This is a genomic window from Bacillus cereus group sp. BfR-BA-01355 (assembly GCF_022663675.1).
Taxonomy (GTDB): domain Bacteria; phylum Bacillota; class Bacilli; order Bacillales; family Bacillaceae_G; genus Bacillus_A; species Bacillus_A thuringiensis_S.
Window position 1 is genome coordinate 1 of record NZ_JAKUFY010000052.1, and the last position, 23003, is coordinate 23003.

The following is a 23003-nucleotide window of genomic DNA, read 5'->3' on the forward strand; positions in this document are numbered from 1 at the left end:
GCTCTTCTGTTTCTGTAATTACTTCCACTTCTTCTGGCTCTTCTGGTATTTCCACAATGATTGTTTCTGCAAGTTTTTCTTCTGCTTTGACAATCACTGATTCTTCTGGAGCTTGCTTTTCCACTTCAATAGTAGGTTGTTTTATTTCTGTATTACGTTTAATTTCTTCTGATAATATTGTATCCTCGTGCTCTACTTTAGAAGCCACTAATTCTTCTTGTAGATTGTTTTCGTTTAACACCACTACATCTTTTTCTAGCTTAGCACTTTCCATCTGCTCAGCTACTGTTTTATGAAGTAATTCATCCGCTGAAACTTCCTGCGGTGTACTCATTCCTTGAATCACTTCTTTTTCTTCTACTAAAGGCTCTTGGCGTTCGATTTCATAACCGTTTTTCTCTAGCCATTGATCAACAACTGATTTTTCTTGCTTTTTATCCTGTTGACCAACCGATTCATGACTAGGCGAAGAAGACGTTGCTTGCCCTTCTGAGAAATCTGATAATGTATATCCTTTTTTCTCTAACCATGCATCAACAACTGCTTTGCCCTCTACAGATATTTCAAGATCTTCTCTTTCTTTTACTTCCTCCTGCTTTTCAACCTTTTTCTCTACTGAAGGACGATTATATCCATAAATTGGCGAAATCATTTCTGTTGGACGAAATGGTCTACGGTTACTCTCTTGCGAAGGTGCAGATGCCTTTTTAACGACAGCCTCTCGCACCGGTTCATATTGTACTTCCGGTTCTTCATATGTAGAAACTACCTTTTCCACATACGGTCGTCTGCTTCTTTCCACCTGTATTCCTCTTTGAGCAGTCGGTTCTTCATATGTTACTCCTTGAACAGGTTGTTCTTCGAAGTGATCTACTTCTCTTTCATCCTCTTCATCGAACCCATTATCCGGTACTAAAGGAAAACGGCATTTACCTGCATTCCTACTTGCCATTTGTGCTTCTCTTGCTTCAGTGTAGTGGTTTACACGAGGAATTTTCGGCTGACTTTCAATTTGCTTTTGTACTTCTTTATTCAACGCTGTTTGTTCTTCCTCTTTGTTAAACAACTTTTTCATCCAATCTAACATGCTTACCACTCTTTCTACTAAATAGTAACATCCTTTATTGTATCAGCATTCGGCAAAAAGTGCAGGTAAAATTAAGCATGTCATATTTATCCACAATATTCTAATTTACGAGTGTTTCATATGGAAAAACGCAGCCTTTCATGTAAGACTGCGCTTAAGCTTTACGCTTCCGATATGCATCTATACTATCCGTTACACTTTGCAATAAAGAATTTACATACTGCGGGTCAGATAATTTTTTATCTTCTTCAAGATTTGACATAAACCCAAGTTCTAATAGTACACCAGGTACTTTGGACCAATTAAATCCAGAAAGATCATCCCTGAATTTAATTCCATTTACTTTCACTTGCTGGTTCTCCCTCATTTTATTTACAATCATTTGAGAGATTTGAAGGCTTTCCGCATAAATCTCTTTCGTATGCGGACTGTCTTCTGCTGGCGTCAATACAGCAAATCCACTTTGGTTTGGATTTTCAGAACCATCTGCATGAAGACGTAAAAATAAATTTGCCTTATGATTGTTTGCGAATGTCGCCCGTTCTTTATTACTTATATCAACGTCTTGTGACGTTCTCGTCATTAATACTTGCATTCCCTTCGCTTCTAACTTTTCTTTTAATACGAAAGCCATTTCTAATACAAGTACGGCCTCTCTTTTTTTCGTCACAACACCAGTTGTACCATCTGTGACTTTATATTTTTGTGTTGTTGCCCCTGGCCCAATCGGCTCTAAATTTGAATTCGCTTTTTGTTGATGCCCTGGATCAATAACGACGAGAAACTTCTCTTGTTTTTCATTACTCTCTACTTTTTGTTCATTATTTTGCACTGGTTGCTCAGTTGGCAGCACCGGTGTAGTTTCCTCTATCTTTTCTTCAGTCGGCATTTCCTCCTGCTTATGCTCCACTTGCTCATTCGTTTTAATTGCTTGCGATTCTTCGTTCTTTTCTTGTTCTTGCTGCTTTTCTACCGGTGCGTCTTCTTTGGTATCTTTTCTTTTCTCTTGTATAGAAGATGTAGTTTCTTTTTTCGGCTGCTCTTGTGAACAACCAGCCATATATATTCCAATGAATGCAATCATGCTCATTATTTTTATATACTTCATACTTCTCTCCCATCACTTTGCACCGGATTCAAAGTTTTTCTTATAATTGCCCTATAATCTCATCCATATTTCCAATATAAACAGGATGCCACGTTTCTGTACCACGCTCTGCAGTATAAACCGGATAAGCGTTATCATCTATATTTACGAAAACTGGATCACCCATATCCGTTTCATATCCAATTGCAATCCATCCTTCTTGCCACTTTCCGTTTTCTTCACTTATTAATGAATTTTTATGTTTATCATATCGGTAACCGATTTGTCCTTTTTCTAATTCACTTTCACTAAACACATATATTTCATAAGTACCTAGCTCAACATCTTGCTGTTTTGAAGTTTCAATTAGTTTTAGAAGTTCTGCGATTTTTGGTTGTTGTTTCATACGTCTATCCCCTTCTATTTTTCTAAATTTTAACTAGTTTGTTTATAAAATACAATATAGATTTTAAGAAAAAAGGTGACATTCTTATCATATTTACGATTTTTTGAGTATATCTATCACAACTCTCAATATATCAACGATTCAACAAGAAATTTCGACTTACCGACAAAGAATGACAAAAAGAAAAGAGAGGCTGTCCAAAAGGACAACCTCTCTTTTCTTATATCAATTAAAATTTAAACTCTTGTCCAACTTCAAAGCTATCTTCTAATACAAGAATACCTTTTTCTTGTGGAGCGTCTGGAAGCTCTAATTCACGTGCAGAGCAGATCATTCCAGAAGAAGGAACACCGCGAAGTTCAGCCGGTTTAATTAACATACCGCTTGGCATTACAGCGCCGATTTTCGCAACGACAACTTTTTGTCCTGCATCAACGTTTGGTGCACCACATACGATTTGTAATGTTTCTGTACCGATTTCTACTTTACAGATGTTTAGCTTATCAGCATTTGGATGTTTCTCTTTTTCAGCTACATAGCCTACAACAAATTTCGGAGAAAGATCTGCTTCTACTGTTTCTTCAAAGCCATTCTTCGCTAAAACTTCGTTGATTTTCTCTACAAGCTCTTTCGTTAATGTAAGGTTTCCTGTTTCTTTTACTTCTAAGTAAGAAGATGCATTAAAGATGTTGAATCCTGCTGTTATATTGCTTTCACGATCGTATACGCGTGCAACATCTCCTTTGCGATCAAAAGTACGGTTCTCTAAAGTAATATCTTGTAAGGCAACAATTAAAGTGTCACCAATTCCTTCAAGGTTGTAAAAAACGTTCACTTCGTTCATCCTTTCTCTTTTCCATCTGTCTTCTTCCGATTTTTCGCTAAAATAAAGATTGGTTCAAATTCTCCATCTTCATATACGAATGAAAGTGATGTAATCGGAACATGCCCTTCGGCAAAAAATTTCATTGTCATTTGTGCAATAATATCATAACCGATTTCGTTGACGATATCAGCAATAATTAATACATCTTGGTGAGGAACAGCAACAACCATGTCACCAGAAATCTTTTCACGCATCGATTGTAGTAACGATTCGTTTAAAATACGAGTCGCGTCATACCCATCATTTGTGTTTAAAAAGTAGAATGTATTACCCGCTACTGTGTCTTGTTTAAATTCATAACCTAATGAGCGTGCGTTGAATAATGCCATTTCACGCACTTGCTGTTCTGTAAGTTCTAATTTTTGTAACAGACGTTCATCAATTAGTCGATACGTTTTATTCGAATCTAACGCATAGTAAATACGTGTTTCCGCCGTATGATCCGTCATAATAAACGGATTTCCTTCTTCTGCTTGTTTCGGGAAAGAAGTAGAACGAATAACAGGTAAAATTTTTGCTCCGCTATTTTCTTCTTTATGCATCGCAATTAGCGCTTCTTGTACGTAATAAGCAACTTCTTCAATTGCCTTTTCTTTGTTCACTTCCCATTTTGCTACAACTCCTGGAAGTGATACGTTAATACCTTTTTTCGAGTCTTTCTGTTCTATACGTAGAACCTCTTTCTCGCTATCATACTGAAAGTCCCACTCTGGACGAGATAATTTCTTCATTAACTCGTCTTTCATCTTTTTACTTGTCATCTTCATCTCTTTTTCCTCCCTTCCAAAAAAATAACCTCCCCCGCGAAGGTAGAGGTTGTTTTACAATTCAATTGGCAAATTGCCTTATTTTAAACCTTCAATGAACTCTTCGATTTGTTCTTGTGTTTTACGATCTTTGTTTACATAGCGACCAGTTTCTTCACCTTTATTGTACGCTACAAAGCTCGGAATGCCAAATACGTCTAATTTTACACATAGATCAATAAACTCATCACGATCTACATAGTAAAATGAGAAATCACTATATTTCTCTTCTACTTCTGGCATAAATGGGTCTACAAAACGGCAGTCTGGGCACCATTCTGCTGAGAACATAAAGACTACATTCTCTTCATTTTTTAATTGTTGGAATTGCTCCATGCTTTCTAATGACTTCATCTAGATTTCCTCCTCTAACGAGTGCATTTTTCATGTTATAATCTTTCTTTTATACTACCATACATCGCGCATGGTGCAAGGTTTATGCTTGCTTTTTGTCATACTTATATTGCCCAACAAGTAACTTAACAACGTGTACAAATAATTCCGTGCGGTCGACATAATCATCTGTAAAAATACCAATCGCTCCTTCGTGACTACGAATATCTTTTCTATGTACAAACTCTTCCATCACTTCACTTAACTCCTTGCCATCTTCAAGAGGTGCTAAAAAATCGTCTGGTAACGTAATACGCGCTCCTCCAGCCACGAATACTTTCCCATCACTTGTTGCTAGCGCGCCCCAGTTACACATAAATAAACCGTGCTCCGTTTTCATCACACCGCCTTCTAGCCCAATACCAATTGGAGCTTCTCCTTCCTCTAGCGCTCGCTTCGCTCTATTAATCGCTCCTTGCATCGTCTCTTCATCTGAAAACGGCTGATTTGCTACTCCTGAAGGAACAGAGAGAGATGTAATTGTAGCCTCTTTCCAAACCTTCTCCACAGCCCGAACCTTCGTTTTATTCTTCGATCCAACTACTACTTTCATTTCGTTCACCTCTAAAAAAATTCATCATTCTATTCTAATATCCGCTTCGGCACGAATTAAGTACCAACCACTATCACATACCACCAGGGAATCCCTTCTACCTATAAAAGAAGGTGGCTTTCCACAATATTACTGGTCCTAGACACAAAAACAGGCTTCTTCTTTCTTCCTACGCGCGGTCTTCACACATCATTCGAGCATCCATTAGGCACTGACCGCCACCACACACCGCTGGGTCATCTCTCCTACCTAAAAAAAGAAAGAGCTTTTAGCCCTTTCTTCTACGCGTTATTCTTAATTGTCTCTAACGTCGTTTTATCTGTTGTTCTTACAAGCTTCGTAATTAATTCTTTCGCCGCTGCATAATCATCAACATGTAAAATTGAAGCATGCGTATGAATGTAGCGTGCACAAACACCAATTACTGCTGATGGGATACCAGAGTTACTTGTATGTACACGGCCCGCATCTGTACCACCTTGTGAAATAAAGTATTGGTACGGAATATTGTTTGTTTCTGCTGTATCTAAAATGAATTCGCGCATTCCTCTATGTGTTACCATCGTGCGATCGTAAATACGAAGAAGAGCACCTTTTCCTAATTGACCGAACTGCGTTTTGTCACCAGATGCATCGTTTGCTGGACTTGCATCAAGCGCATAAAAAATGTCTGGTTGAATCATATTTGCAGCTGTTTGCGCTCCGCGAAGGCCTACTTCTTCTTGTACAGTAGCACCAGAATATAATGTATTTGGTAATGTTTCATCTTTTAATTCTTTTAACAATTCGATTGCAAGACCACATCCGTAACGGTTGTCCCAAGCTTTCGCCATAATTTTCTTCTCATTTGCCATCGGTGTGAATGGGCAAATCGGCACGATTTGTTGTCCTGGTTTTACACCAATTTCAATCGCATCTTCATAACTATCTGCACCTATATCAATTAACATATTTTTTATATCCATCGGTTTTGCACGTTGCGCGTCACTTAATAAATGAGGAGGAATAGAACCAACAACCCCAATAACAGGACCATTCTTCGTCATAACTTGTACACGCTGTGCTAATAAAACTTGGCTCCACCAGCCGCCTAACGTTTGAAAACGAAGCATTCCATTTTTCGTAATTTGTGTAACCATGAAACCTACTTCATCCATATGACCTGCTACAAGAACACGCGGGCCAGTTTCGTCCCCTTTTTTCAGACCAAATACGCTACCTAAACCGTCTTGTACAATTTCATCCGCATATTTGCTTAATTCTTGTTTCATAAAACGGCGTACATCATGTTCAAAACCTGATGCCCCCTGTAATTCTGTTAACGTACGAAATAATTGTAATGTCTCTTTATTCACGAAGTCCCCTTCTTTCAAACCTTAGTAGAATACCTCTTTTATTGTAACGAAATTTTCGAAATGTTTCTAGTTTCTTCTTTTTTAACTGTATTTGCTTTATAATTATTATTGGTACACTATTTTTATTTTATAGAATTGAGGTGAATATATGAGTTGGAAAGGTTTAGTAGCAGGTCTTGGCGTTGGGTTCGCAGCTGGTTATCTCGTTGCAAACAAAGTACAAGAACAATCCCATATTTCTTCAGAAAAAGCATTGAAAATGGTGAAACAAGCATTAAGTCATAAAGGTGAAATTACTGGCTCTTGGGTACATATGGTTCCAGAGACATTTGAAAAATATGATGTCGCATATGAAGTTTATCGCGGCGGTCTTACAACAATGTTAGATGATATACAAGAACGATTTGAATTTTTAGTTGATGCTAAAACAGGTACTGTTTTAGAAGTTATAGCAGCATAAAAAGGAGGGTTCCCATTAGGTGAACCTCTTATTTTTTTGAAATTGTGGGTATTGATTAAAATTATATCAGCGATTTTCCGAATATATCGACTTACCGACAAAATCCGATAATAAAAAAGAAGCTGCTCCAACAAATATGATGGAACAATCTCCTCTTTTTAAGCTTCTATACTCGTTTTCCGTTCTATTTTTTCTACAATATGTCCTTCCTCATTCCACTTCACAGCACGATAATATGCGTCATGATAAAACGTAAACCACGCCTCTTTTTCAGCACCATACTTCATCCACTTTTGCTTATTTTCAATCGAAGTCATCGGATAATCATCGTATGCCATTACCCATAATACATTTTGATGCGCGTGTGTCGGCAATAGGTCTGCTAAATGTAGCATCGTTTCTCCTTGACTCTCCAAAGCGATAACTGCATGTCCATCGCTATGACCACCGGTATGCGTCATCTTGATTTCATCTGTAATTTCTATTTCTTGCTGGAACGTAACAACTTGATCTACAATTGGCTCCCAATTTTCCTTCCAATATGTATTACGTGATCTAATGTTTGGATTCCTCATTTCATTCCACTCTGTTTCACTTACGTAAACTTTCGCATTTGGAAATGCCGGTACAAGGTGATCATCTTCCCATTTTGTTAGACCAGATGCATGATCAAAATGAAGGTGTGTCATTAAAACATATTGAATATCTTCAAGCTTTAATCCCTGTTTTTCTAACGATTCATAAACCGATGATTCTTCTGTTACACCTTGATTTCGTTTCATCTTCTCATTCAACTTACCGTTTCCTATTCCTGAATCAATGAGCATATTTCCATCTTTCGTTTGTAATAGTAACGGATCTGTTCGTAAGTAAATATGATTTGTGTCATTATGTGTATATTTACGTGACCAAAGTACTTTCGGCACAACACCAAACATTGCCCCTCCATCTAAATGTGTATTCCCGCCTTTTAACCACGTTACTTTTATATCTCCAATTTGTAACTGTTCCATTACACATCCCCCTTTTAATTAATCTTAACATAAAATTCTGATTATTTTAGGCATAAAAAAACCTATGCATTACTGCATAGGCTCTGTACGATATTTTGCTTCAACTCGGTAAATACGATGACCCTTACTAGAGAATTTCTCTTCGTATTCAGTCATGATGTTACCTTCAAAGTCGCTGTTATGAAGATCTAAGCTTAAGTACGTTAGTAACATACCATACTCAGCCATACTCATAAGAGAATATTCAAATAAACCTTGGTTATCTGTTTTAAAATGAATTTCTCCGCCTTCTACTAACACTTCTTCATAATTACGTAAAAACGTTTTATACGTTAAACGACGCTTCGTATGACGCTTCTTTGGCCATGGATCTGAGAAGTTTAAATAAACGCGATCAATCTCACCTTTTGCAAAGAAAACTGTTAAATCTTCAGCATCTTTATTAATTAACTTTAAGTTCGGCACTTCTTCTTCAATTAATTTATCAAGTGCATCTACAACAACACTTGTGAATTTTTCAATTCCAATATAATTAATATGTGGATTCGCTTTTGCCATATCATACATAAAGCGGCCACGACCTGTACCTACTTCAATATGAATTGGTTGTTCATTTCCAAATACTTCTTTCCAGTTACCAGCGCGCTCCTCTGGGTTTCCGATTACGATATGTGAATACTCGTTAATTCGATCCATTGCATATGGTTTATGTCTTAAACGCATAGATGTCTCCCTCTCTTTACAAAACTATTTTAAAGGAATAATTCCTTCTTTCTTTTTTTAATTAATCTACCAAACAAAAAACCAAGTACGTACGAGCACTCGGTCCGTTTCTTTCAAGTATAAGATGTACCATTTTGATAAAAACTACATACAGCATTAAACATTCCATGACGAAACAGCTTTTTCTCTTACATTTGAAGAGAAAAACAATCGAAAGGATGATCCGTTCATGCCAATTAATCAACAACATCAATTAGAAGTGCTGAAAGATATTTTAGTCAACCACCAAAGTGATTGCTGCGGGACAGTTTCAGAATGCGAGCAATTAGAGCGCCTCATTCAATCGTTACTCGCAAACGATAATATAAGTAGTGACGCTAAAACAATGCTAAACGATGTATATTCTTATAGTCAATCGGGTAAATCTTCCTCTAATTTGGACAACCATATTTCCAATAATCAAGAACAACTTACTCAGTGGATTGCTGGAATGGACAATTTTTCTTAAGTATTATTCTGAAGCAAGTAGTTGCTGTAAATATTGATGCCAATATTCAGCTTCTGCTTGCTGTTTTTTTGTTGTATGCCATTGAATAGACAAAATCGTTTGTGCTATCACATACCATCTCATACGCCTAAGCAGCGATTCATCCATTTCAATATCATAAAAACCGAGCCACTCACTCCACTCCTGGCGCGGAATGTACCAATATAATAACATACCAAGGTCTAGAGCCGGGTCAGCAATTACAGCTCCATCCCAATCAATTAAAAACAACTCATCTTCATCCGACAATATCCAATTGTTATGGTTTACATCACAATGGCATACAACAAATTCATTGTATTCAATAGCTTTTAATGAACCCATTAAATATTGAAGGCCTTGCTGAATTGTTTCATCATCCCTTATATCTCCTCTTAAAACGAGTTGCAGTTGTTGTAATAACTCTTGTGCGTGAAGCGGCTGCTTCCCAAGTCTTTGAATCATCTGTACAAGCGCTTTAGAGGAGTGTATTTTCTTCAAAAGTTTCGCAACACGTTCTAGTTTCATATCCTCTGGCTCTAGCTTCTGTCCCGGAAGCCATTTTTGAGCAGAAATTACATCACCATTCGTTACCCTTCTTGTCCAAAGTAATTTTGGAACAATTCCTTCTGCTGACAATACCGCTAAAAAGGGCGATGTATTCCGCTTTAAAAATAACTTCTGTTGTCCGTTTTGCGCAATATATGCATCGCCCGTTACTCCACCAGCCGGTACAAGACTCCACTCTTTTCCTAATAATTGTTCCAACCATTCCATATTCATTACCCGTTAACAAATCCTTATCTTTTATAGTTATGAAAAGAAAAACCGCAACATTTCTACACATGTTGTGGATTCATATATTTTACTGTAAATGAAAAGAAAAATTAGCCTAGGCCAAAAATCCTCTATTTTATTTTACAAAACCTGTCATAGAATGACAACTTATCAAAATCGTCACCTTTGTCAATTCTACATTTATTACATTCTCATCGTCAAGTAGCGATTTGTCACATTATCGTCAATATATACGTGCTAATTGGAGCGAGCCTAAGTTCCTTTCCTCTAAATGAAGAAATTGGATCTATTTTCGCTTCGTTTTCGTTTACTAACACATGCCACGTTTCTTCTTTCGGAAGTTGCACCGTTTTAGCTTCTAAACCGCTATTAAATAAAACGACAATCTCTTTCCACGGTCCAAACGATTTTACATTTTGCAGGTGGTATGCAAGTACTTCTGTAGATGTTTGTAAAAAAGTCATATGTTTTTTTATAAGGTCTGCGTTTTGTAATCGGAATGCCCCATGCTCTTTACGAATCGCAATTAAACCTTTTATATAGTTAACAGTCTCTATCTCTTTCTCTTTTTGATCCCAATCTAATTGATTGATCTCATCATTTGCATTATAACTATTTTCATTTCCTTTCTTCGTACGATAAAACTCTTGTCCTGCATGTAAGAAAGGAATGCCTTGTGAAAGAATAACCATTGCGCTCGCTAGCAGGTGACGTTTTTTCAAAATCGCTTCTGATTCTTCATTACTGCGCACTAGTTTATCCCACATCGTCATATTATCATGACATTCTACATAATTAATGCTTTGCGCCGGCTCTAGAAACAGCCCTGTTTCTTTCATACTTAAAAGACTTCCTGCTGCAATATACTGCAAATGATTACAGTCTACAGACCCACCAAATGCAAAACCACGCTTGTTTATATGAAATGTACTCCCTTTTATCCCATCACGAAATTGATCATTAAACTGCGCAATATGCGGCATGTTCTTCGCATTATTTAACGTTGCTTTTTCTTTGGCAGGAAGTGGTGTTTGTAAATCCCATCCTTCTCCTAATAATAAAGCATCTCGTTTTATGTTTCGTACTTCTTTTTCTATCACATTCATTGTATCAACATCTAAAATTCCCATTAAGTCGAATCGGAATCCATCGACATTGTATTCAGTAAGCCAATATAAAATAGACTCTACAATGAATTTCCTCATCATTTTCCGTTCAGACGCTATATCATTTCCGACTCCCGTCCCATTAGAAGGCATACCATCTTCACCATGACGAAAATGATAGCCTGGAACAAGCTTTTCAAATGATGATAGCTCTCTTTCATAAACATGATTATATACAACATCTATGATCACCCTAATACCTTGTTCATGAAATGTTTCAATTAGTTGTTTGCACTCAACTATCCTGTTATACGGATCAGAGGGATTTGTAGCATAAAATCCTGTTGGTGCATTGTAATATAATGGATTATACCCCCAATTATAGGCGGACGAAGGATTCGCCTCATCTACACCACCGAAACAATATAAAGGTAATAGTTCAACATGTGTAACACCTAAATCTTTTATATGAGACAACCCTGTTAACGTCCCGTTCCGTCCCGTTGTTCCCTCTTCCATCAATCCTTTATATGTTCCCTTTTGACTCACTCCACTATTTTGATGTATAGTCGCATCACGAATATGCAGTTCATACAATATGGCATCTGTCATTGATTGTAATGGTGGTAATCCCTCTCGTCTTGTTACACTCGTTTTTTCTAAATCGATAACAACACCGTGTTTGCCGTTTACCGTCACCGACTTTGCATAAGGATCCACAGCTTCGTTCCATATTAAATTAATACAAACAAGAAATGTATAGCATGCTCCGTCTAAATCCCCTTGTAATGTTTGAATCCAAACTCCGTTTTCTTCTCTGTACATTTCATGATCGGTATATTCTTTATCACTCTTATAAATTCTTACTTTCGCAAGCCTTGCGGTTGGAGCCCATACTTTAAATGTCGTTTCTTCTTTTTGATACACAGCACCTAAATCTGTACCTTCGTAATAATACTTTTCATCGAAAATTGTTGTTCGAATAACAGCACCTATTTGTAAATCCGTTTCTTCATTCCGTTCATCTCGTACTGTATAATACTTCCCCACATCTAGCGGCTCTTCTATAAAGCACTCATACTTCGTTGCATCTGGAAGTGCAATAGTATGAGCAATCGGTAAATCTTTCACATTACTTCCTTCTTGCAAACGAAATGTCCGACTTGTTCCATACGCATGTGGGAGCAAAATTGTAATTTTATTCATTTCATCTAAATAGGCATCAAATGGACGTTTTACTTTCAACATAAAAAAATCACCATCATTCTCAAAGTTAAAATAAAGTGAAACTTTAATGAGCGAGAAAATTTTCCCATCCTCACTTATTATTAGCCTTCACCAATCAGGCGAGATAAAATGAGCTGCAAATGATAAGGCTTTTCTTATCAACAAGACTCTATACAGTAACTCCATTCTTCTCTATAGTATATTCACCTGCATAAAAAACGTTTTCAACATTCTATTTTTGTAATTTTATTTCAGCAATCGATTTATACTTCGGGGTTTCTTTCACGTGGGATTCGTATAAAGTAATTGTATCTGCTTGAAATGATATTTCAGGCACTTCTTTTATACTTTCTAAATGAAACTTTTCTTCTCCTATCCATTTACGAGCAACAGTAATATGTGGATGATACGGGCGTGTTTCTAGAGAAAAACCATTTTCTTCACAAATGGCATGTACTTGCTTTTGTAACTGAAACAAATCATGATTCTCACTTACCTTCGCCCAAAGAATACGGGGCTGATCTTCCCTACCAAACGTTGAAAAACCTTGTAACGTGAACGATAGTTCTTTTGTTTTTATAAGTGTTTGTAATCCATTCTTTATCCCTTTTAACTGTTCTTCTGTCGCACCTCCTAAAAAGGAAAGGGTAATATGATAATCTTCCTTATGTACCCACGAGCGAAATGGTAATTTCTCATTCGTATCCTCTTTATAGTTAGACAGCACTTCTTTTATATGATTTGGTAACGTAATTGCGACAAAATAATGCCTATCCATGTACACCGTCTCCTTCTTTCTATTGTTGCTTTTCTTTCTTATCTCATTCAATTAAAAAGAAGCCGCCCTCTAAAGTAGAGAGCGGTCATTATTCATATATCGGCGATTAAAGTTTCACTTTACTTCGCTAATTCATGAATTGCTTGCGCATAAATTGCTGTTGCTTTTAATAAGTCTTCAATTTCAATGTACTCATCTTTTTGATGCGCAAGTTCTTCCTTTCCAGGGAATAGCGGTCCAAATGCCACACCAGCTTTTAATGAACGAGCATAAGTACCTCCGCCAATTGCTAATAGTTCTGCTTTTTCACCTGTTTGTTCTTCATATACACGTTGTAACGTACGAATTAATACGTGGTCTTTATCAACGTGATGCGGGCGTGAATTAGAATAGTCAGCTACTTCAAATCCATGCGTACCAACATACTCTTTCAACTTCGCAATTGTTTCTTCAAAGTTAGTTGTAACTGGGTAACGTACGTTTAGCCCTAAGTTACCACCGTTTTCTTTCGTATAAGAAAGGCGACCAACATTCACTGTTAACGGACCGCTAATTTCATCTTTATAAGCAATAGTAGCTTTTTCACCCAAAATATCACCAGTAAATGTTTCTGTTGCAAATGTCGCAAATGCAGTTGCTTTTCCATCAAGTGAAACTGTAGTTAAGAAGTTTGCTAATAATAAACCTGCATTTTCTCCTTTTTCAGGAGTAGATCCGTGCGCTGAAATTCCTTTTATTTGCAACGTCACTGTATTACCTTCTATAGTCGATTCCCCTATTTTTTTAGCAGTTTGTAAATACTCTTCATATGCTACTGTAAGTGCATTTACATCTTCTCCTGTAATAACCGCTTCTGCAAAATCAGGAACCATATTTAAACGTCGCCCTGAATCAAATGAAACAAGTTCATATGTACCTTTTTTCTCTTCACTACCATTTTGCACAACTTGTATATCAGAAATTCCTTTTTCTGCATTAATAATTGGAAAATCTGCATCTGGTGCAAAACCGATTGTTGGCATTTCTTCGTTTTTAAAGTAGTGATCTACACATTTCCAATTGCTTTCTTCATCTGTTCCTATAATCATACGAACACGTTTTGAAAGAGGTAAGCCTAATTCTTTCAAAATTTTCATCGCATAATATGCTGCCATCGTTGGGCCTTTATCGTCAATTGCACCACGTGCAAAAATCTTTCCATCGCGAATATCCGCACTATATGCGGGAGTCGTCCAGCCATCTCCTTCTGGTACAACATCAACGTGACAAAGAATACCTACTAATTCTTCTCCTTGTCCCATTTCAAGATGACCTGCATATCCTTCTAAATTTTTAGAAGCAAAACCTTCAGCTTCTCCTTTATGTAACATGAAAGATAGCGCTTTTTCTACCCCTTCACCGAATGGTGCGCCCTCTTTCGCCGATTCTTCTTCCCATACACTTTTAATTTGTAAAAATTGTTGTGTATCACGAATTAAATCATCTTTTCGTTTTGCAACTTCTTCTGTCCAATTAATCGCTGACATCACGCATCCATCCTTCACTATATTATCTCTTTCATCATAGCAAACCGAAATCCCTTATGCCATACACGAAAACTAAATACCGAACAATTGTAATATTTCAGACATTTCTTATTAGTTTTTCTTTTTTTTTTCAAAAAAATTTGCAGGAATTTGGCGTTTTACGTAGAATTTTATGTGTTAGTTGACTGACCATATATACAATGTCAACTACCAATATTTTTCTATATGAATTTTTGTTAAACTTTTGTAAAATTTAAGTAGATTAAAGCATGAATTTTATCATGTAGAGTACAATGGTAGTAACGACCTTCTTTCCTGAATGGGGTCAAAAAAACTAGTAGAGGAGTGGTTTTCTCTTGAAACCTACAACTACTCGTATGCTAACACGCATTAAATCAATTTATATGTACATCAATGAAAACGGAACGGTAACGACGAAAGACCTTGTAGATGAGTTCGGGATCACACCGCGAACGATACAACGTGATCTAAATGTGTTGCAGTTTAATGAACTCGTGTATAGCCCTTGCCGCGGTAAGTGGACAACAACAGGAAAGAAAGTGAGAATGACCTCATAACAAAAAATAATTGTATGTAAATAAATACATACCCCTTTCTAACTATTAGAAAGGGGTCTTTTCTGCGCCTATAAAGGTACTACTTTTCAGTATCTACTTGATATGTTTTTAACATTTCTACTTCTTCATCTGTTAGCTCTCGGTATTGTCCAAGTTCTAGTTCTTCATCTAATACTAACGGACCCATCTCCGTTCTCTTTAGGTAGACTACTTTTTTCCCTACCGCTTCAAACATACGCTTCACTTGATGGAATTTCCCTTCTGTAATCACAAGCTCAATTTCGGAAATATCATCGCTTTTCAATATTGTAAGCGTACCTGGTTTTGTTTCATAGCCATCGTCTAAGATAACACCTTTAGCAAACTCTTTTACATCCTCTTCTGTTACTACTCCTGCAACGTGTGCATAATATTTTTTCGGCACATGCTTTTTCGGAGATAATAATTGATGTGATAACTTCCCATCATTTGTTATCAATAAGAAACCTTCCGTATCGATATCAAGTCGTCCAACTGGGAACGGATCAAAGATTGCATCTTCTAATTCTAATAAATCTATTACTGTTTCATGATTATCATCTTCCGTCGCTGAAATAACACCTTGTGGTTTATGCATCATTAAGTAAACAAACTCTTTGTATTCCACAACTTCACCGTGAATCATAACTTCTTGCTCTTCTACATTTACATGAACTTTCGCATCTTTTACTGGCGTTCCATCAATTTTCACAACGCCATCTTTCAATAATTTCTTTACTTCTTTTCTACTTCCATATCCCATATTCGCTAATAATTTATCTAATCTCACGCTTTTCACCTTCTTTATTTATCATAGAAAAGGGGACGTAATTACGCCCCTCTTGATTTCAACTTTATTTTAAATCTACTACCAAGTTTACGTTGAATTTTATCTAATGCTTCTCCGCCAAATACTCTTTCAAGTACTCCTGTGCGAATTGCTAACAATCCGTAAACAAGACCACCAATACCTGCACAAATCGCAACTGTTATAAGAGCACCAATACGGCCATCAGGCGAAATCATGAAGGATAGAAGCCATTGTGATAGTTTTACAGCAACGACCATTATAAGTGTCAGTACTGCAATTTGGAATGTTCTTTTATATACAACACCGAATGAATAGTGTGCGTATTTTTTAATTTGTCGATTTGTATACCAAACAGAAGCTAAGAAACCAACTGAGGTCGCTAGAATTGCTCCTACTGTACCGAAATAACGAATAAAGATTACGTTACATACAAATTTCAAAATAACACCCATAATAAGCGCGACAATTGCATGCTTTTGCTGATTAATCCCTTGAAGAATTGCCGCTGTTACTGTAAATAAAGCAAATAACAATGCAACTGGTGCATACCACATTAATACTTGTCCACCTAATGGATCTGAGTCATAGAAAGCAGTGTAAATTGGATATGCAAGTGTTGAAATACCGATAACTGCTGGCAATGTTAAAAACATATTTGCCTGGAATGTTTGTGTAATTTGTAATTTCAAATAGCGGTATTGTTTTTCAGTAAATGATTTTGTAATTGCTGGTACAAGCGTTAAACTAAACGCTGTTGCAAGTGATACAGGAATCATAATTAACTTATGCGTCCACATTGTGAAAATACCCAGCGCTCGCTCTGCGATATCACCTTGACCAATCGCCTGCATAATTGAGTTAAATGTCAATGTATCAATTTGTTGATATAAAGGAATTGTTAACCCAATTACAACGTAAGGAATCGCATATGCGAATAACTCTTTAAACAATTGAACAGTACTTACTGTTGATTCTGGTACAGTTTGTTCAATTAAATATTGATCCAAATATTTTTTACGTTTTAACCAGTACCAAATTAACACACCGAGTGCTCCAACCGCTGAAACGAACGCAGCAAATGTCGCTACTCCAACTGCTGTTGCAACTGTACCGCCAAGTACTTTAATAACGATAAAACTACCTGCTAATAAAAAGACGATACGAATAATTTGTTCAATAATTTGTGAAACGGTAGTTGGTCCCATAGACTGGTGACCTTGGAAATAACCACGAATTAAACTCGCTGCTGGTACAACAATAAGTGCGAAACTTACAAGACGAATGATCGTCGTAACTTCTCCTACATTATTGTGTATACTTTGTTTACCAAGCATCGCTTCTGCAAACAACGGTGCCGTCATGTACAGTACTAGGAACGAAAGAACTCCTGTTACTATCATCATAACCATTCCCGAGCGGAACATTCTCCGGCTCGTTTTATAATCGCCAAGCGCATTATATTTGGAAACAAATTTTGAAACAGCAAGCGGCACACCTGCCGTTGCGATACTTAAAAAGATCGTATATGGAATGTATCCATATGTATAGAGCGTTCCGCCTTCTGTACCTACTAATGCATGAAACGGGAAGACGTAAATCATGCCTAAGAACTTTACTAAAAATGTCCCTAGCGTAACAATAAGCGTTCCGCGCAGAAATTTCGAATCGGACATACAAAAATCCTCCTACATCTACATAAAATGAAACTTTAATCAGTGGGGTGTTCTTCTCCACTGATTATTAGTTGAACCATTCGAGCATTTACAGGCTAACAGACTCCCTATTTACTTCTCCTAAATCTTGAGGTTTTAGTCTTATCGCCTACAAATAGCAGGATAGTGCTGAACTCTAACTTTTGTATTGTACCACAATTCTCTCATTAAGCAGTACTTCACTCTATTTTTCTTTTAACGGAAAACATGCTATTCTTTTAGGCAGGAAATGTAGAAAATGAGGTCGATATATTATGCATTATGATGTTATTGTCATCGGCGGCGGTCCTTCTGGGCTAATGGCTGCAATTGGTGCTGCAGAAGAAGGCGCAAATGTCTTGCTTCTTGATAAAGGAAATAAACTTGGGCGTAAACTTGCGATTTCTGGTGGCGGACGCTGTAACGTAACGAACCGTCTACCACTTGATGAAATTGTTAAACATATACCAGGAAACGGTCGCTTCTTATACAGCGCTTTTTCTCTTTTTAATAATGAAGATATTATTACATTCTTCGAAAATCTTGGTGTTAAATTGAAAGAAGAAGACCACGGTCGCATGTTCCCCGTGTCAAACAAAGCGCAATCTGTTGTAGATGCACTTTTAACACGATTAAAAGACTTAGGTGTAAAAATCCGTACAAATACGCCTGTTGAAACGATTGAATATGAAAATGGTCAAACGAAGGCAGTTGTACTGCAAACAGGCGAAGTGTTAGAAACAAATCACGTCGTTATCGCTGTTGGCGGAAAATCCGTTCCTCAAACTGGTTCCACTGGAGACGGATACGCTTGGGCTGAAAAAGCAGGTCATACAATTACAGAATTATTCCCAACAGAAGTACCTATCCTGTCAAACGAGCCGTTTATACGTGATCGCTCATTACAAGGTCTTGCTTTACGTGATATAAACTTAAGCGTATTAAACCCGAAAGGAAAAGCTATCATTTCTCACAAAATGGACATGCTCTTCACTCATTTCGGCCTATCTGGTCCTGCTGCTCTTCGCTGTAGTCAATTCGTCGTGAAAGCACTGAAAAAGTTTAAAACGAACACAATACAAATGAGTATTGATGCATTGCCAGAGGAAAATAGTGAGCAACTATTTCAGCGCATGCTGAAACAAATGAAAGAAGATCCGAAAAAAGGAATTAAAAACGTTTTAAAAGGTTATGTCCCTGAACGTTACTTCCTATTCTTATTAGAAAAAAATGAAATTGACGGTAGTGAACAAGCTGGACAAGTTTCTCACGAAAAGATTCGTGCACTTGTGAAAGACTTTAAAGAGTTTACTGTGAATGTAAATGGTACGCAGTCAATTGAAAAAGCATTCGTTACTGGCGGAGGTGTATCCGTGAAAGAAATTAATCCGAAAGAAATGTCTTCTAAATTCACGAACGGCTTATATTTCTGCGGAGAAGTTCTTGATATCCACGGTTATACTGGTGGCTATAATATTACATCAGCCCTCGTTACTGGTAGAATTGCTGGAACGACAGCTGGAGAAAACGCGAAAATGCAATATTAAAAAAGAAACAGGGATTCCTGTTTCTTTTTTTAATATTGCCATGAAATCATTATCGGCGATTCTACAACTTATATCGGCGATTTCTCAAATATATCGACTTACCGACAAGAAGCGACAAACATCTGCTCCATGTAACTTTCCATTGCTTTTTTGTTGCTTTATATACCTTAGTACCTTTATATTTTATATTGTTGAATATTTAAAAAAGGGTAAGGGGAAAACAAATGAGAAAAAAAGTCATGATGTCTTTAATGTTAATGACGTTTCTTTCTGCGGTAGAAGGAACGATTGTTAGTACAGCAATCCCTCGTATAACGAGTGATTTGTCAGGCGTCGAACTTGTTAGTTGGGTATATGCAATTTATATGCTTGCAACAGCTGTTTCGACTCCAATATACGGAAAGCTCGCTGATTTATTCGGCCGTAAAAAAGTTTTACTGATCGGAGCTACAATCTTTTTAGTCGGTTCTGCACTTTGCGGAGTCGTTACATCGATGGAACAATTAATTTTCTTCCGCGCTCTTCAAGGTATCGGTGCTGGTGCTGTTATGCCAATCACAATGACGATAATTGGAGACTTATATAGCGAAGCGAAAGACCGCGCGAAAGCACAAGGTTGGATGAGTGCCGTTTGGGGTGTATCCGGTGTTATCGGACCGTTAGTAGGTGGATTTTTAGTTGATTCCCTTTCTTGGCGCTATATTTTCTTCTTAAACGTTCCATTTGGAATTATCGCTTGCTTAATGATTGCAATTTACTACAAAGAATCTATTAAGCCCGCTAAACACCATATCGATTATCTTGGTGCAACAGTTTTTTCATTAAGTACAATCGCTCTACTATATGCATTATTAACAGGTAGCAGTAAGCAAAACTGGGGAGACATGACAATTATCGGCCTATTAATCTTTGCCGCTATTTCATTCATTATTTTCTTGTTCATCGAGAAAAAATCTCCGGAACCATTAATTCCTTTAACACTTTTCTCTAACCGTACATTATCTACGATAAATATATTAACTCTTATTGCTGGCGCAATGATTATTAGTATTACAATGTACCTACCAATCTGGAGCCAAGGTGTATTAGGAAAAAACGCTACAGAAGCTGGACTTATTTTAATGCCAATCCCTGTTATGTGGACATTTGGCGCTATTTTCTCTGGTAACTTAGTAGGCAAATTAAAAACGAAACAAATCATTTTACTTGGGGCTAGCATTTTATCAGTCGCTACGTTCTTATTATTTACACTATCAACCAATTCACCATCGTTCCTTATTTATGTAGCAGTTGGATTATTCGGCTTAGGAATGGGGCTTGTGACACCGATTTACATGGTAACAATTCAAGCAGCAGTCCCAGCTCATACACGCGGAACAGCTGTTGGTTTAAACACATTTATTAATACATTTAGTCAAACGTTAGGTGCTGCAATATTCGGTACAATCTTCAATACGATGATTCACGCACGTGGTATTAAAAATCTTGATCTTGTATCTGGTGGACATGGCGGTACTACAGCAAACGTAGTAACCGAATCACAATCCGCATTAGCATCAAGCGTACACGTCATTTATATGAGCACTTTCGTATTAGCAGTATGTACATTAATTATCGCTTGGATTTTATTAAAGCCAGCTACACAAACAAGTGAGCAACAATAAAAAGGATGACCATTTTGGTCATCCTTTTTACATAACATCTACTCTTCATTCTCCACAATATGTTTCAGCATGGATAATTTATTATCCCAAAAACGCTCATAATACGAGAGCCACTGTTGTAATTCTTCTAATGGTTCTGGATGCAAACGATATATCTTCTCTCTTCCGCTTTTTCTTCCACTTACTAAATTCGCTTCCGAAAGAATATGAAGGTGCTTTACAACCGCAGTACGACTCATCGGGAAATGATCCGTTATTTTGGAAATCGGTAACTCTTTGTCACTTAATAACCGTATTACTTCTCGGCGGGTTGGATCAGCAATTGCTTGAAATACATCATATTTCGCTGCTGACGAGGACACTTAGCCTTCGACAACCTTTTTCAGTTTTTCATTTACAATCGCTACCCAACCACCGCTCATTCTATCGCGAATAATAGAGCTCTTCGCATTTGCTTTCGGAAGAATTTCATCAGGATGTTTCCAGCCGCCGTGAATTAACGTAAATTCTGTTTTGTTATCTCCTAAGTCTTTCAAATTAAATGAAACAATCCAGCCATCTGTATCCCATGAGAAAGATAAATGGTTTGGCTCATCAATTTCTAACACTTTACATGGTGATGGCCCAAATGGTGATTGCACATGAAATTCATGTCCTACCTCTAATACAAAATCATTTGGCATAAACCATGACGCAATCCCTTCTGCAGTTGATACTACACTCCATACCTTTTGAATAGACGCGTTAAAAACGATTGTTTGTTTAATATCATTTAATGTATTTTGTTGTTCCATTTTCATTCTCCTTTACTCCGCGTTATAACATAACACCTTTTGGTTGTACTTTGATGATATAACACCTTTTGGTTTCATGTCAACGCTAATTCTTTTACTGTTGAGAAATTCTCAACATTTTTTCAACAGGACAAACACCCTCTTAGCATTTCCTCATAATATACTCACAAAGGCAATACAAAATAAAAACTTCTCTCAACATGAAACTCCATCATTCATATTGAAAGAAGTGCCTTACTTATATCATGCGTACTTCGTCTCTCCTCCTTCCCTCAGGGACAATACGCGAGATATGACAAATCAGAAGGAATATGCCCACCATTTGAGTAGGTAGTTATTTCTCTTCTCCTCAACATTTCCTTAGGAGCGAAATGACTACCGACTCACTTTTTTCAAACAAAATAAAAAGGGGTTGAACGCTATGTTCTATTGCATTAACTGCTCTGATATTCATCATGAAAAACACCCGAATGATAAAGTATTCAAAAACGGTTTTTATATTGATCCATTTTTAGGTGATCGTTATCACCTTGGTATGTGTAAAGATGCCCAAAACCATGAAACAGGGGAGCCTCTTTTAACGACAAAGAAATCAGGCACAACCCAATCTATTATGAACGTATTACCGACACATGTTGTCCCAACATAAAACATAAAAAAGAGCTGGATGAGCCAGCTCTTTTTTATGCTTTATAAACGATCATTGCTGAAAAACAATAAATTTGGTTTTCATCGTCGTTAATGGAAACACCAACTTGGTACTTAATATCTACAAAGTTGCTATCATCAATCTTTTTCAAAAAAACATTCACAGCGTCTTCTAAGTCTTTTTCGTGACTTTCATCAAACACTTTCACACGAATCATGTTAACACCATCCTAGATCGCAGCCCTCCGCCGCTTGATTATTGCCACGGTGCGTATCTATGATGCGATAAAACTTTCCATTCTCATATATATATCCGTCTTCTAACACATATTTTTTATCTTCAGTATAGACATAAAACTTACCTATCATAAATTTACTCGTATATAATTCCAAATAATTTGGTCTAAATTTAGCTACAACTTTATTTGTAATATCAATTTTTATTGTGCGCCCCACCTTCTCTCCCTCCTTTGCAAAGAACGGATTTAGGTATATTGTATTAGCGCTTTTACATTTTATGCT

25 protein-coding genes and 1 pseudogene are annotated in these 23003 nt (G+C 37.0%); 6 read left to right on the forward strand and 20 right to left on the reverse strand.

Annotation, left to right across the window (positions count from 1 at the left end):
* The 8 genes and pseudogenes from MR167_RS17610 to MR167_RS17645 all read right to left on the reverse strand — a co-directional run.
* Positions 1 to 1087, reverse strand: a pseudogene (locus MR167_RS17610) (DNA translocase FtsK); the annotation flags it as partial.
* A 154-nt stretch (positions 1088 to 1241) separates the two neighbouring features.
* On the reverse strand, positions 1242 to 2195 hold the full coding sequence (locus MR167_RS17615; RefSeq protein ID WP_242315142.1) for an N-acetylmuramoyl-L-alanine amidase: 954 nt from the start codon (positions 2193 to 2195) through the stop codon (positions 1242 to 1244).
* A gap of 40 nt (positions 2196 to 2235) precedes the next feature.
* Positions 2236 to 2580, reverse strand: coding sequence for a thiamine transporter (locus MR167_RS17620; protein WP_242315144.1), 345 nt, complete (start codon positions 2578 to 2580; stop codon positions 2236 to 2238).
* Positions 2581 to 2809: 229 nt separating this feature from the next.
* A complete protein-coding gene (ytpR, locus tag MR167_RS17625) occupies positions 2810 to 3424 on the reverse strand; it encodes a YtpR family tRNA-binding protein (RefSeq protein WP_016077205.1) in 615 nt (204 codons plus the stop codon).
* Complete coding sequence (locus tag MR167_RS17630; protein WP_000784606.1) at positions 3421 to 4233, reverse strand: DUF1444 domain-containing protein; 813 nt, start codon at positions 4231 to 4233, stop codon at positions 3421 to 3423. Before MR167_RS17630 ends, ytpR begins: the two co-directional genes overlap by 4 nt.
* A 78-nt stretch (positions 4234 to 4311) precedes the next feature.
* Positions 4312 to 4626, reverse strand: a complete 315-nt coding sequence (locus MR167_RS17635; RefSeq protein WP_000838193.1) for a thioredoxin family protein — start codon at positions 4624 to 4626, stop codon at positions 4312 to 4314.
* Positions 4627 to 4708: 82 nt separating this feature from the next.
* On the reverse strand, positions 4709 to 5218 hold the full coding sequence (locus MR167_RS17640) for a DUF84 family protein (RefSeq protein ID WP_063675864.1): 510 nt from the start codon (positions 5216 to 5218) through the stop codon (positions 4709 to 4711).
* Positions 5219 to 5499: 281 nt separating this feature from the next.
* A complete protein-coding gene (locus tag MR167_RS17645; RefSeq protein ID WP_001031517.1) occupies positions 5500 to 6573 on the reverse strand; it encodes a M42 family metallopeptidase in 1074 nt (357 codons plus the stop codon).
* Positions 6574 to 6721: 148 nt separating this feature from the next.
* Between MR167_RS17645 and MR167_RS17650 the strand changes: the two genes are divergently transcribed.
* Positions 6722 to 7033, forward strand: a complete 312-nt coding sequence (locus tag MR167_RS17650; protein WP_000118541.1) for a PepSY domain-containing protein — start codon at positions 6722 to 6724, stop codon at positions 7031 to 7033.
* 158 nt (positions 7034 to 7191) lie between these two features.
* Here MR167_RS17650 and MR167_RS17655 read toward each other — a convergent pair whose 3' ends face one another.
* Together MR167_RS17655 and trmB are read right to left on the reverse strand one after the other, a co-directional pair.
* A complete protein-coding gene (locus tag MR167_RS17655) occupies positions 7192 to 8046 on the reverse strand; it encodes a YtnP family quorum-quenching lactonase (RefSeq protein WP_242315146.1) in 855 nt (284 codons plus the stop codon).
* A gap of 69 nt (positions 8047 to 8115) precedes the next feature.
* Entirely contained in the window at positions 8116 to 8769 is a 654-nt protein-coding gene (gene trmB, locus MR167_RS17660) for a tRNA (guanosine(46)-N7)-methyltransferase TrmB (RefSeq protein WP_001239383.1), read from the reverse strand.
* 229 nt (positions 8770 to 8998) lie between these two features.
* On the opposite strand from trmB, the gene MR167_RS17665 reads away from it, so the two are divergent.
* Entirely contained in the window at positions 8999 to 9277 is a 279-nt protein-coding gene (locus MR167_RS17665) for a YtzH-like family protein (protein WP_001122235.1), read from the forward strand.
* A 3-nt stretch (positions 9278 to 9280) separates the two neighbouring features.
* On the opposite strand, the gene MR167_RS17670 is transcribed toward MR167_RS17665, so the two are convergent.
* From MR167_RS17670 to pepV, 4 genes are all read right to left on the reverse strand, one after another.
* Entirely contained in the window at positions 9281 to 10078 is a 798-nt protein-coding gene (locus MR167_RS17670) for a phosphotransferase family protein (protein WP_002081999.1), read from the reverse strand.
* A gap of 227 nt (positions 10079 to 10305) precedes the next feature.
* A complete protein-coding gene (gene pulA, locus MR167_RS17675; RefSeq protein WP_242315148.1) occupies positions 10306 to 12447 on the reverse strand; it encodes a type I pullulanase in 2142 nt (713 codons plus the stop codon).
* 211 nt (positions 12448 to 12658) lie between these two features.
* Positions 12659 to 13204 carry an RNA 2',3'-cyclic phosphodiesterase gene (gene thpR, locus MR167_RS17680; RefSeq protein WP_000373845.1) on the reverse strand — a complete coding sequence of 182 codons (546 nt, stop codon included), beginning with the start codon at positions 13202 to 13204 and terminating at the stop codon, positions 12659 to 12661.
* 119 nt (positions 13205 to 13323) lie between these two features.
* Positions 13324 to 14730, reverse strand: coding sequence for a dipeptidase PepV (pepV, locus tag MR167_RS17685; RefSeq protein WP_081144025.1), 1407 nt, complete (start codon positions 14728 to 14730; stop codon positions 13324 to 13326).
* A 356-nt stretch (positions 14731 to 15086) separates the two neighbouring features.
* Between pepV and MR167_RS17690 the strand changes: the two genes are divergently transcribed.
* On the forward strand, positions 15087 to 15308 hold the full coding sequence (locus MR167_RS17690) for a DeoR family transcriptional regulator (protein WP_000805512.1): 222 nt from the start codon (positions 15087 to 15089) through the stop codon (positions 15306 to 15308).
* Between the two features lie 79 nt (positions 15309 to 15387).
* On the opposite strand, the gene MR167_RS17695 is transcribed toward MR167_RS17690, so the two are convergent.
* Both MR167_RS17695 and MR167_RS17700 read right to left on the reverse strand, forming a co-directional pair.
* A complete protein-coding gene (locus tag MR167_RS17695; protein ID WP_001234949.1) occupies positions 15388 to 16116 on the reverse strand; it encodes a pseudouridine synthase in 729 nt (242 codons plus the stop codon).
* A 41-nt stretch (positions 16117 to 16157) separates the two neighbouring features.
* Positions 16158 to 17810 (reverse strand): putative polysaccharide biosynthesis protein, encoded by a 1653-nt coding sequence (locus tag MR167_RS17700; RefSeq protein ID WP_242315150.1) that lies wholly within the window; start codon positions 17808 to 17810, stop codon positions 16158 to 16160.
* Positions 17811 to 18103: 293 nt separating this feature from the next.
* On the opposite strand from MR167_RS17700, the gene MR167_RS17705 reads away from it, so the two are divergent.
* Complete coding sequence (locus MR167_RS17705; RefSeq protein ID WP_000558871.1) at positions 18104 to 19375, forward strand: BaiN/RdsA family NAD(P)/FAD-dependent oxidoreductase; 1272 nt, start codon at positions 18104 to 18106, stop codon at positions 19373 to 19375.
* Positions 19376 to 19599: 224 nt separating this feature from the next.
* Positions 19600 to 21039 (forward strand): MDR family MFS transporter, encoded by a 1440-nt coding sequence (locus MR167_RS17710; protein WP_001228024.1) that lies wholly within the window; start codon positions 19600 to 19602, stop codon positions 21037 to 21039.
* A gap of 38 nt (positions 21040 to 21077) precedes the next feature.
* Here the strand turns inward: MR167_RS17710 and MR167_RS17715 are convergent, their stop codons facing one another.
* Positions 21078 to 21401, reverse strand: a complete 324-nt coding sequence (locus tag MR167_RS17715; RefSeq protein ID WP_000098837.1) for an ArsR/SmtB family transcription factor — start codon at positions 21399 to 21401, stop codon at positions 21078 to 21080.
* Positions 21402 to 21833 (reverse strand): SRPBCC family protein, encoded by a 432-nt coding sequence (locus MR167_RS17720; protein ID WP_000437764.1) that lies wholly within the window; start codon positions 21831 to 21833, stop codon positions 21402 to 21404.
* Between the two features lie 421 nt (positions 21834 to 22254).
* Here MR167_RS17720 and MR167_RS17725 point away from each other — a divergent pair, with 421 nt between their 5' ends.
* Entirely contained in the window at positions 22255 to 22482 is a 228-nt protein-coding gene (locus MR167_RS17725; protein WP_000498990.1) for a DUF3973 domain-containing protein, read from the forward strand.
* Between the two features lie 34 nt (positions 22483 to 22516).
* On the opposite strand, the gene MR167_RS17730 is transcribed toward MR167_RS17725, so the two are convergent.
* Entirely contained in the window at positions 22517 to 22699 is a 183-nt protein-coding gene (locus tag MR167_RS17730; protein ID WP_000621751.1) for a sporulation protein Cse60, read from the reverse strand.
* A 1-nt stretch (position 22700) separates the two neighbouring features.
* A complete protein-coding gene (locus MR167_RS17735; RefSeq protein WP_000533804.1) occupies positions 22701 to 22937 on the reverse strand; it encodes a DUF2553 family protein in 237 nt (78 codons plus the stop codon).
* Between the last annotated feature and the right edge of the window lie 66 nt (positions 22938 to 23003).

Bases quoted from the DNA above. Each gene is read 5' to 3' on its own strand.
- MR167_RS17615 (WP_242315142.1), bottom strand. From the start codon at position 2,195: ATGAAGTATATAAAAATAATGAGCATGATTGCATTCATTGGAATATAT.
- MR167_RS17620 (WP_242315144.1), bottom strand. From the start codon at position 2,580: ATGAAACAACAACCAAAAATCGCAGAACTTCTAAAACTAATTGAAACT.
- ytpR (WP_016077205.1), bottom strand. From the start codon at position 3,424: ATGAACGAAGTGAACGTTTTTTACAACCTTGAAGGAATTGGTGACACT.
- MR167_RS17630 (WP_000784606.1), bottom strand. From the start codon at position 4,233: ATGAAGATGACAAGTAAAAAGATGAAAGACGAGTTAATGAAGAAATTA.
- MR167_RS17635 (WP_000838193.1), bottom strand. From the start codon at position 4,626: ATGAAGTCATTAGAAAGCATGGAGCAATTCCAACAATTAAAAAATGAA.
- MR167_RS17640 (WP_063675864.1), bottom strand. From the start codon at position 5,218: ATGAAAGTAGTAGTTGGATCGAAGAATAAAACGAAGGTTCGGGCTGTG.
- MR167_RS17650 (WP_000118541.1), top strand. From the start codon at position 6,722: ATGAGTTGGAAAGGTTTAGTAGCAGGTCTTGGCGTTGGGTTCGCAGCT.
- MR167_RS17655 (WP_242315146.1), bottom strand. From the start codon at position 8,046: ATGGAACAGTTACAAATTGGAGATATAAAAGTAACGTGGTTAAAAGGC.
- trmB (WP_001239383.1), bottom strand. From the start codon at position 8,769: ATGCGTTTAAGACATAAACCATATGCAATGGATCGAATTAACGAGTAT.
- MR167_RS17665 (WP_001122235.1), top strand. From the start codon at position 8,999: ATGCCAATTAATCAACAACATCAATTAGAAGTGCTGAAAGATATTTTA.
- MR167_RS17670 (WP_002081999.1), bottom strand. From the start codon at position 10,078: ATGAATATGGAATGGTTGGAACAATTATTAGGAAAAGAGTGGAGTCTT.
- pulA (WP_242315148.1), bottom strand. From the start codon at position 12,447: ATGTTGAAAGTAAAACGTCCATTTGATGCCTATTTAGATGAAATGAAT.
- thpR (WP_000373845.1), bottom strand. From the start codon at position 13,204: ATGGATAGGCATTATTTTGTCGCAATTACGTTACCAAATCATATAAAA.
- pepV (WP_081144025.1), bottom strand. From the start codon at position 14,730: ATGTCAGCGATTAATTGGACAGAAGAAGTTGCAAAACGAAAAGATGAT.
- MR167_RS17700 (WP_242315150.1), bottom strand. From the start codon at position 17,810: ATGTCCGATTCGAAATTTCTGCGCGGAACGCTTATTGTTACGCTAGGG.
- MR167_RS17705 (WP_000558871.1), top strand. From the start codon at position 18,104: ATGCATTATGATGTTATTGTCATCGGCGGCGGTCCTTCTGGGCTAATG.
- MR167_RS17710 (WP_001228024.1), top strand. From the start codon at position 19,600: ATGAGAAAAAAAGTCATGATGTCTTTAATGTTAATGACGTTTCTTTCT.
- MR167_RS17720 (WP_000437764.1), bottom strand. From the start codon at position 21,833: ATGGAACAACAAAATACATTAAATGATATTAAACAAACAATCGTTTTT.
- MR167_RS17725 (WP_000498990.1), top strand. From the start codon at position 22,255: ATGTTCTATTGCATTAACTGCTCTGATATTCATCATGAAAAACACCCG.
- MR167_RS17730 (WP_000621751.1), bottom strand. From the start codon at position 22,699: ATGATTCGTGTGAAAGTGTTTGATGAAAGTCACGAAAAAGACTTAGAA.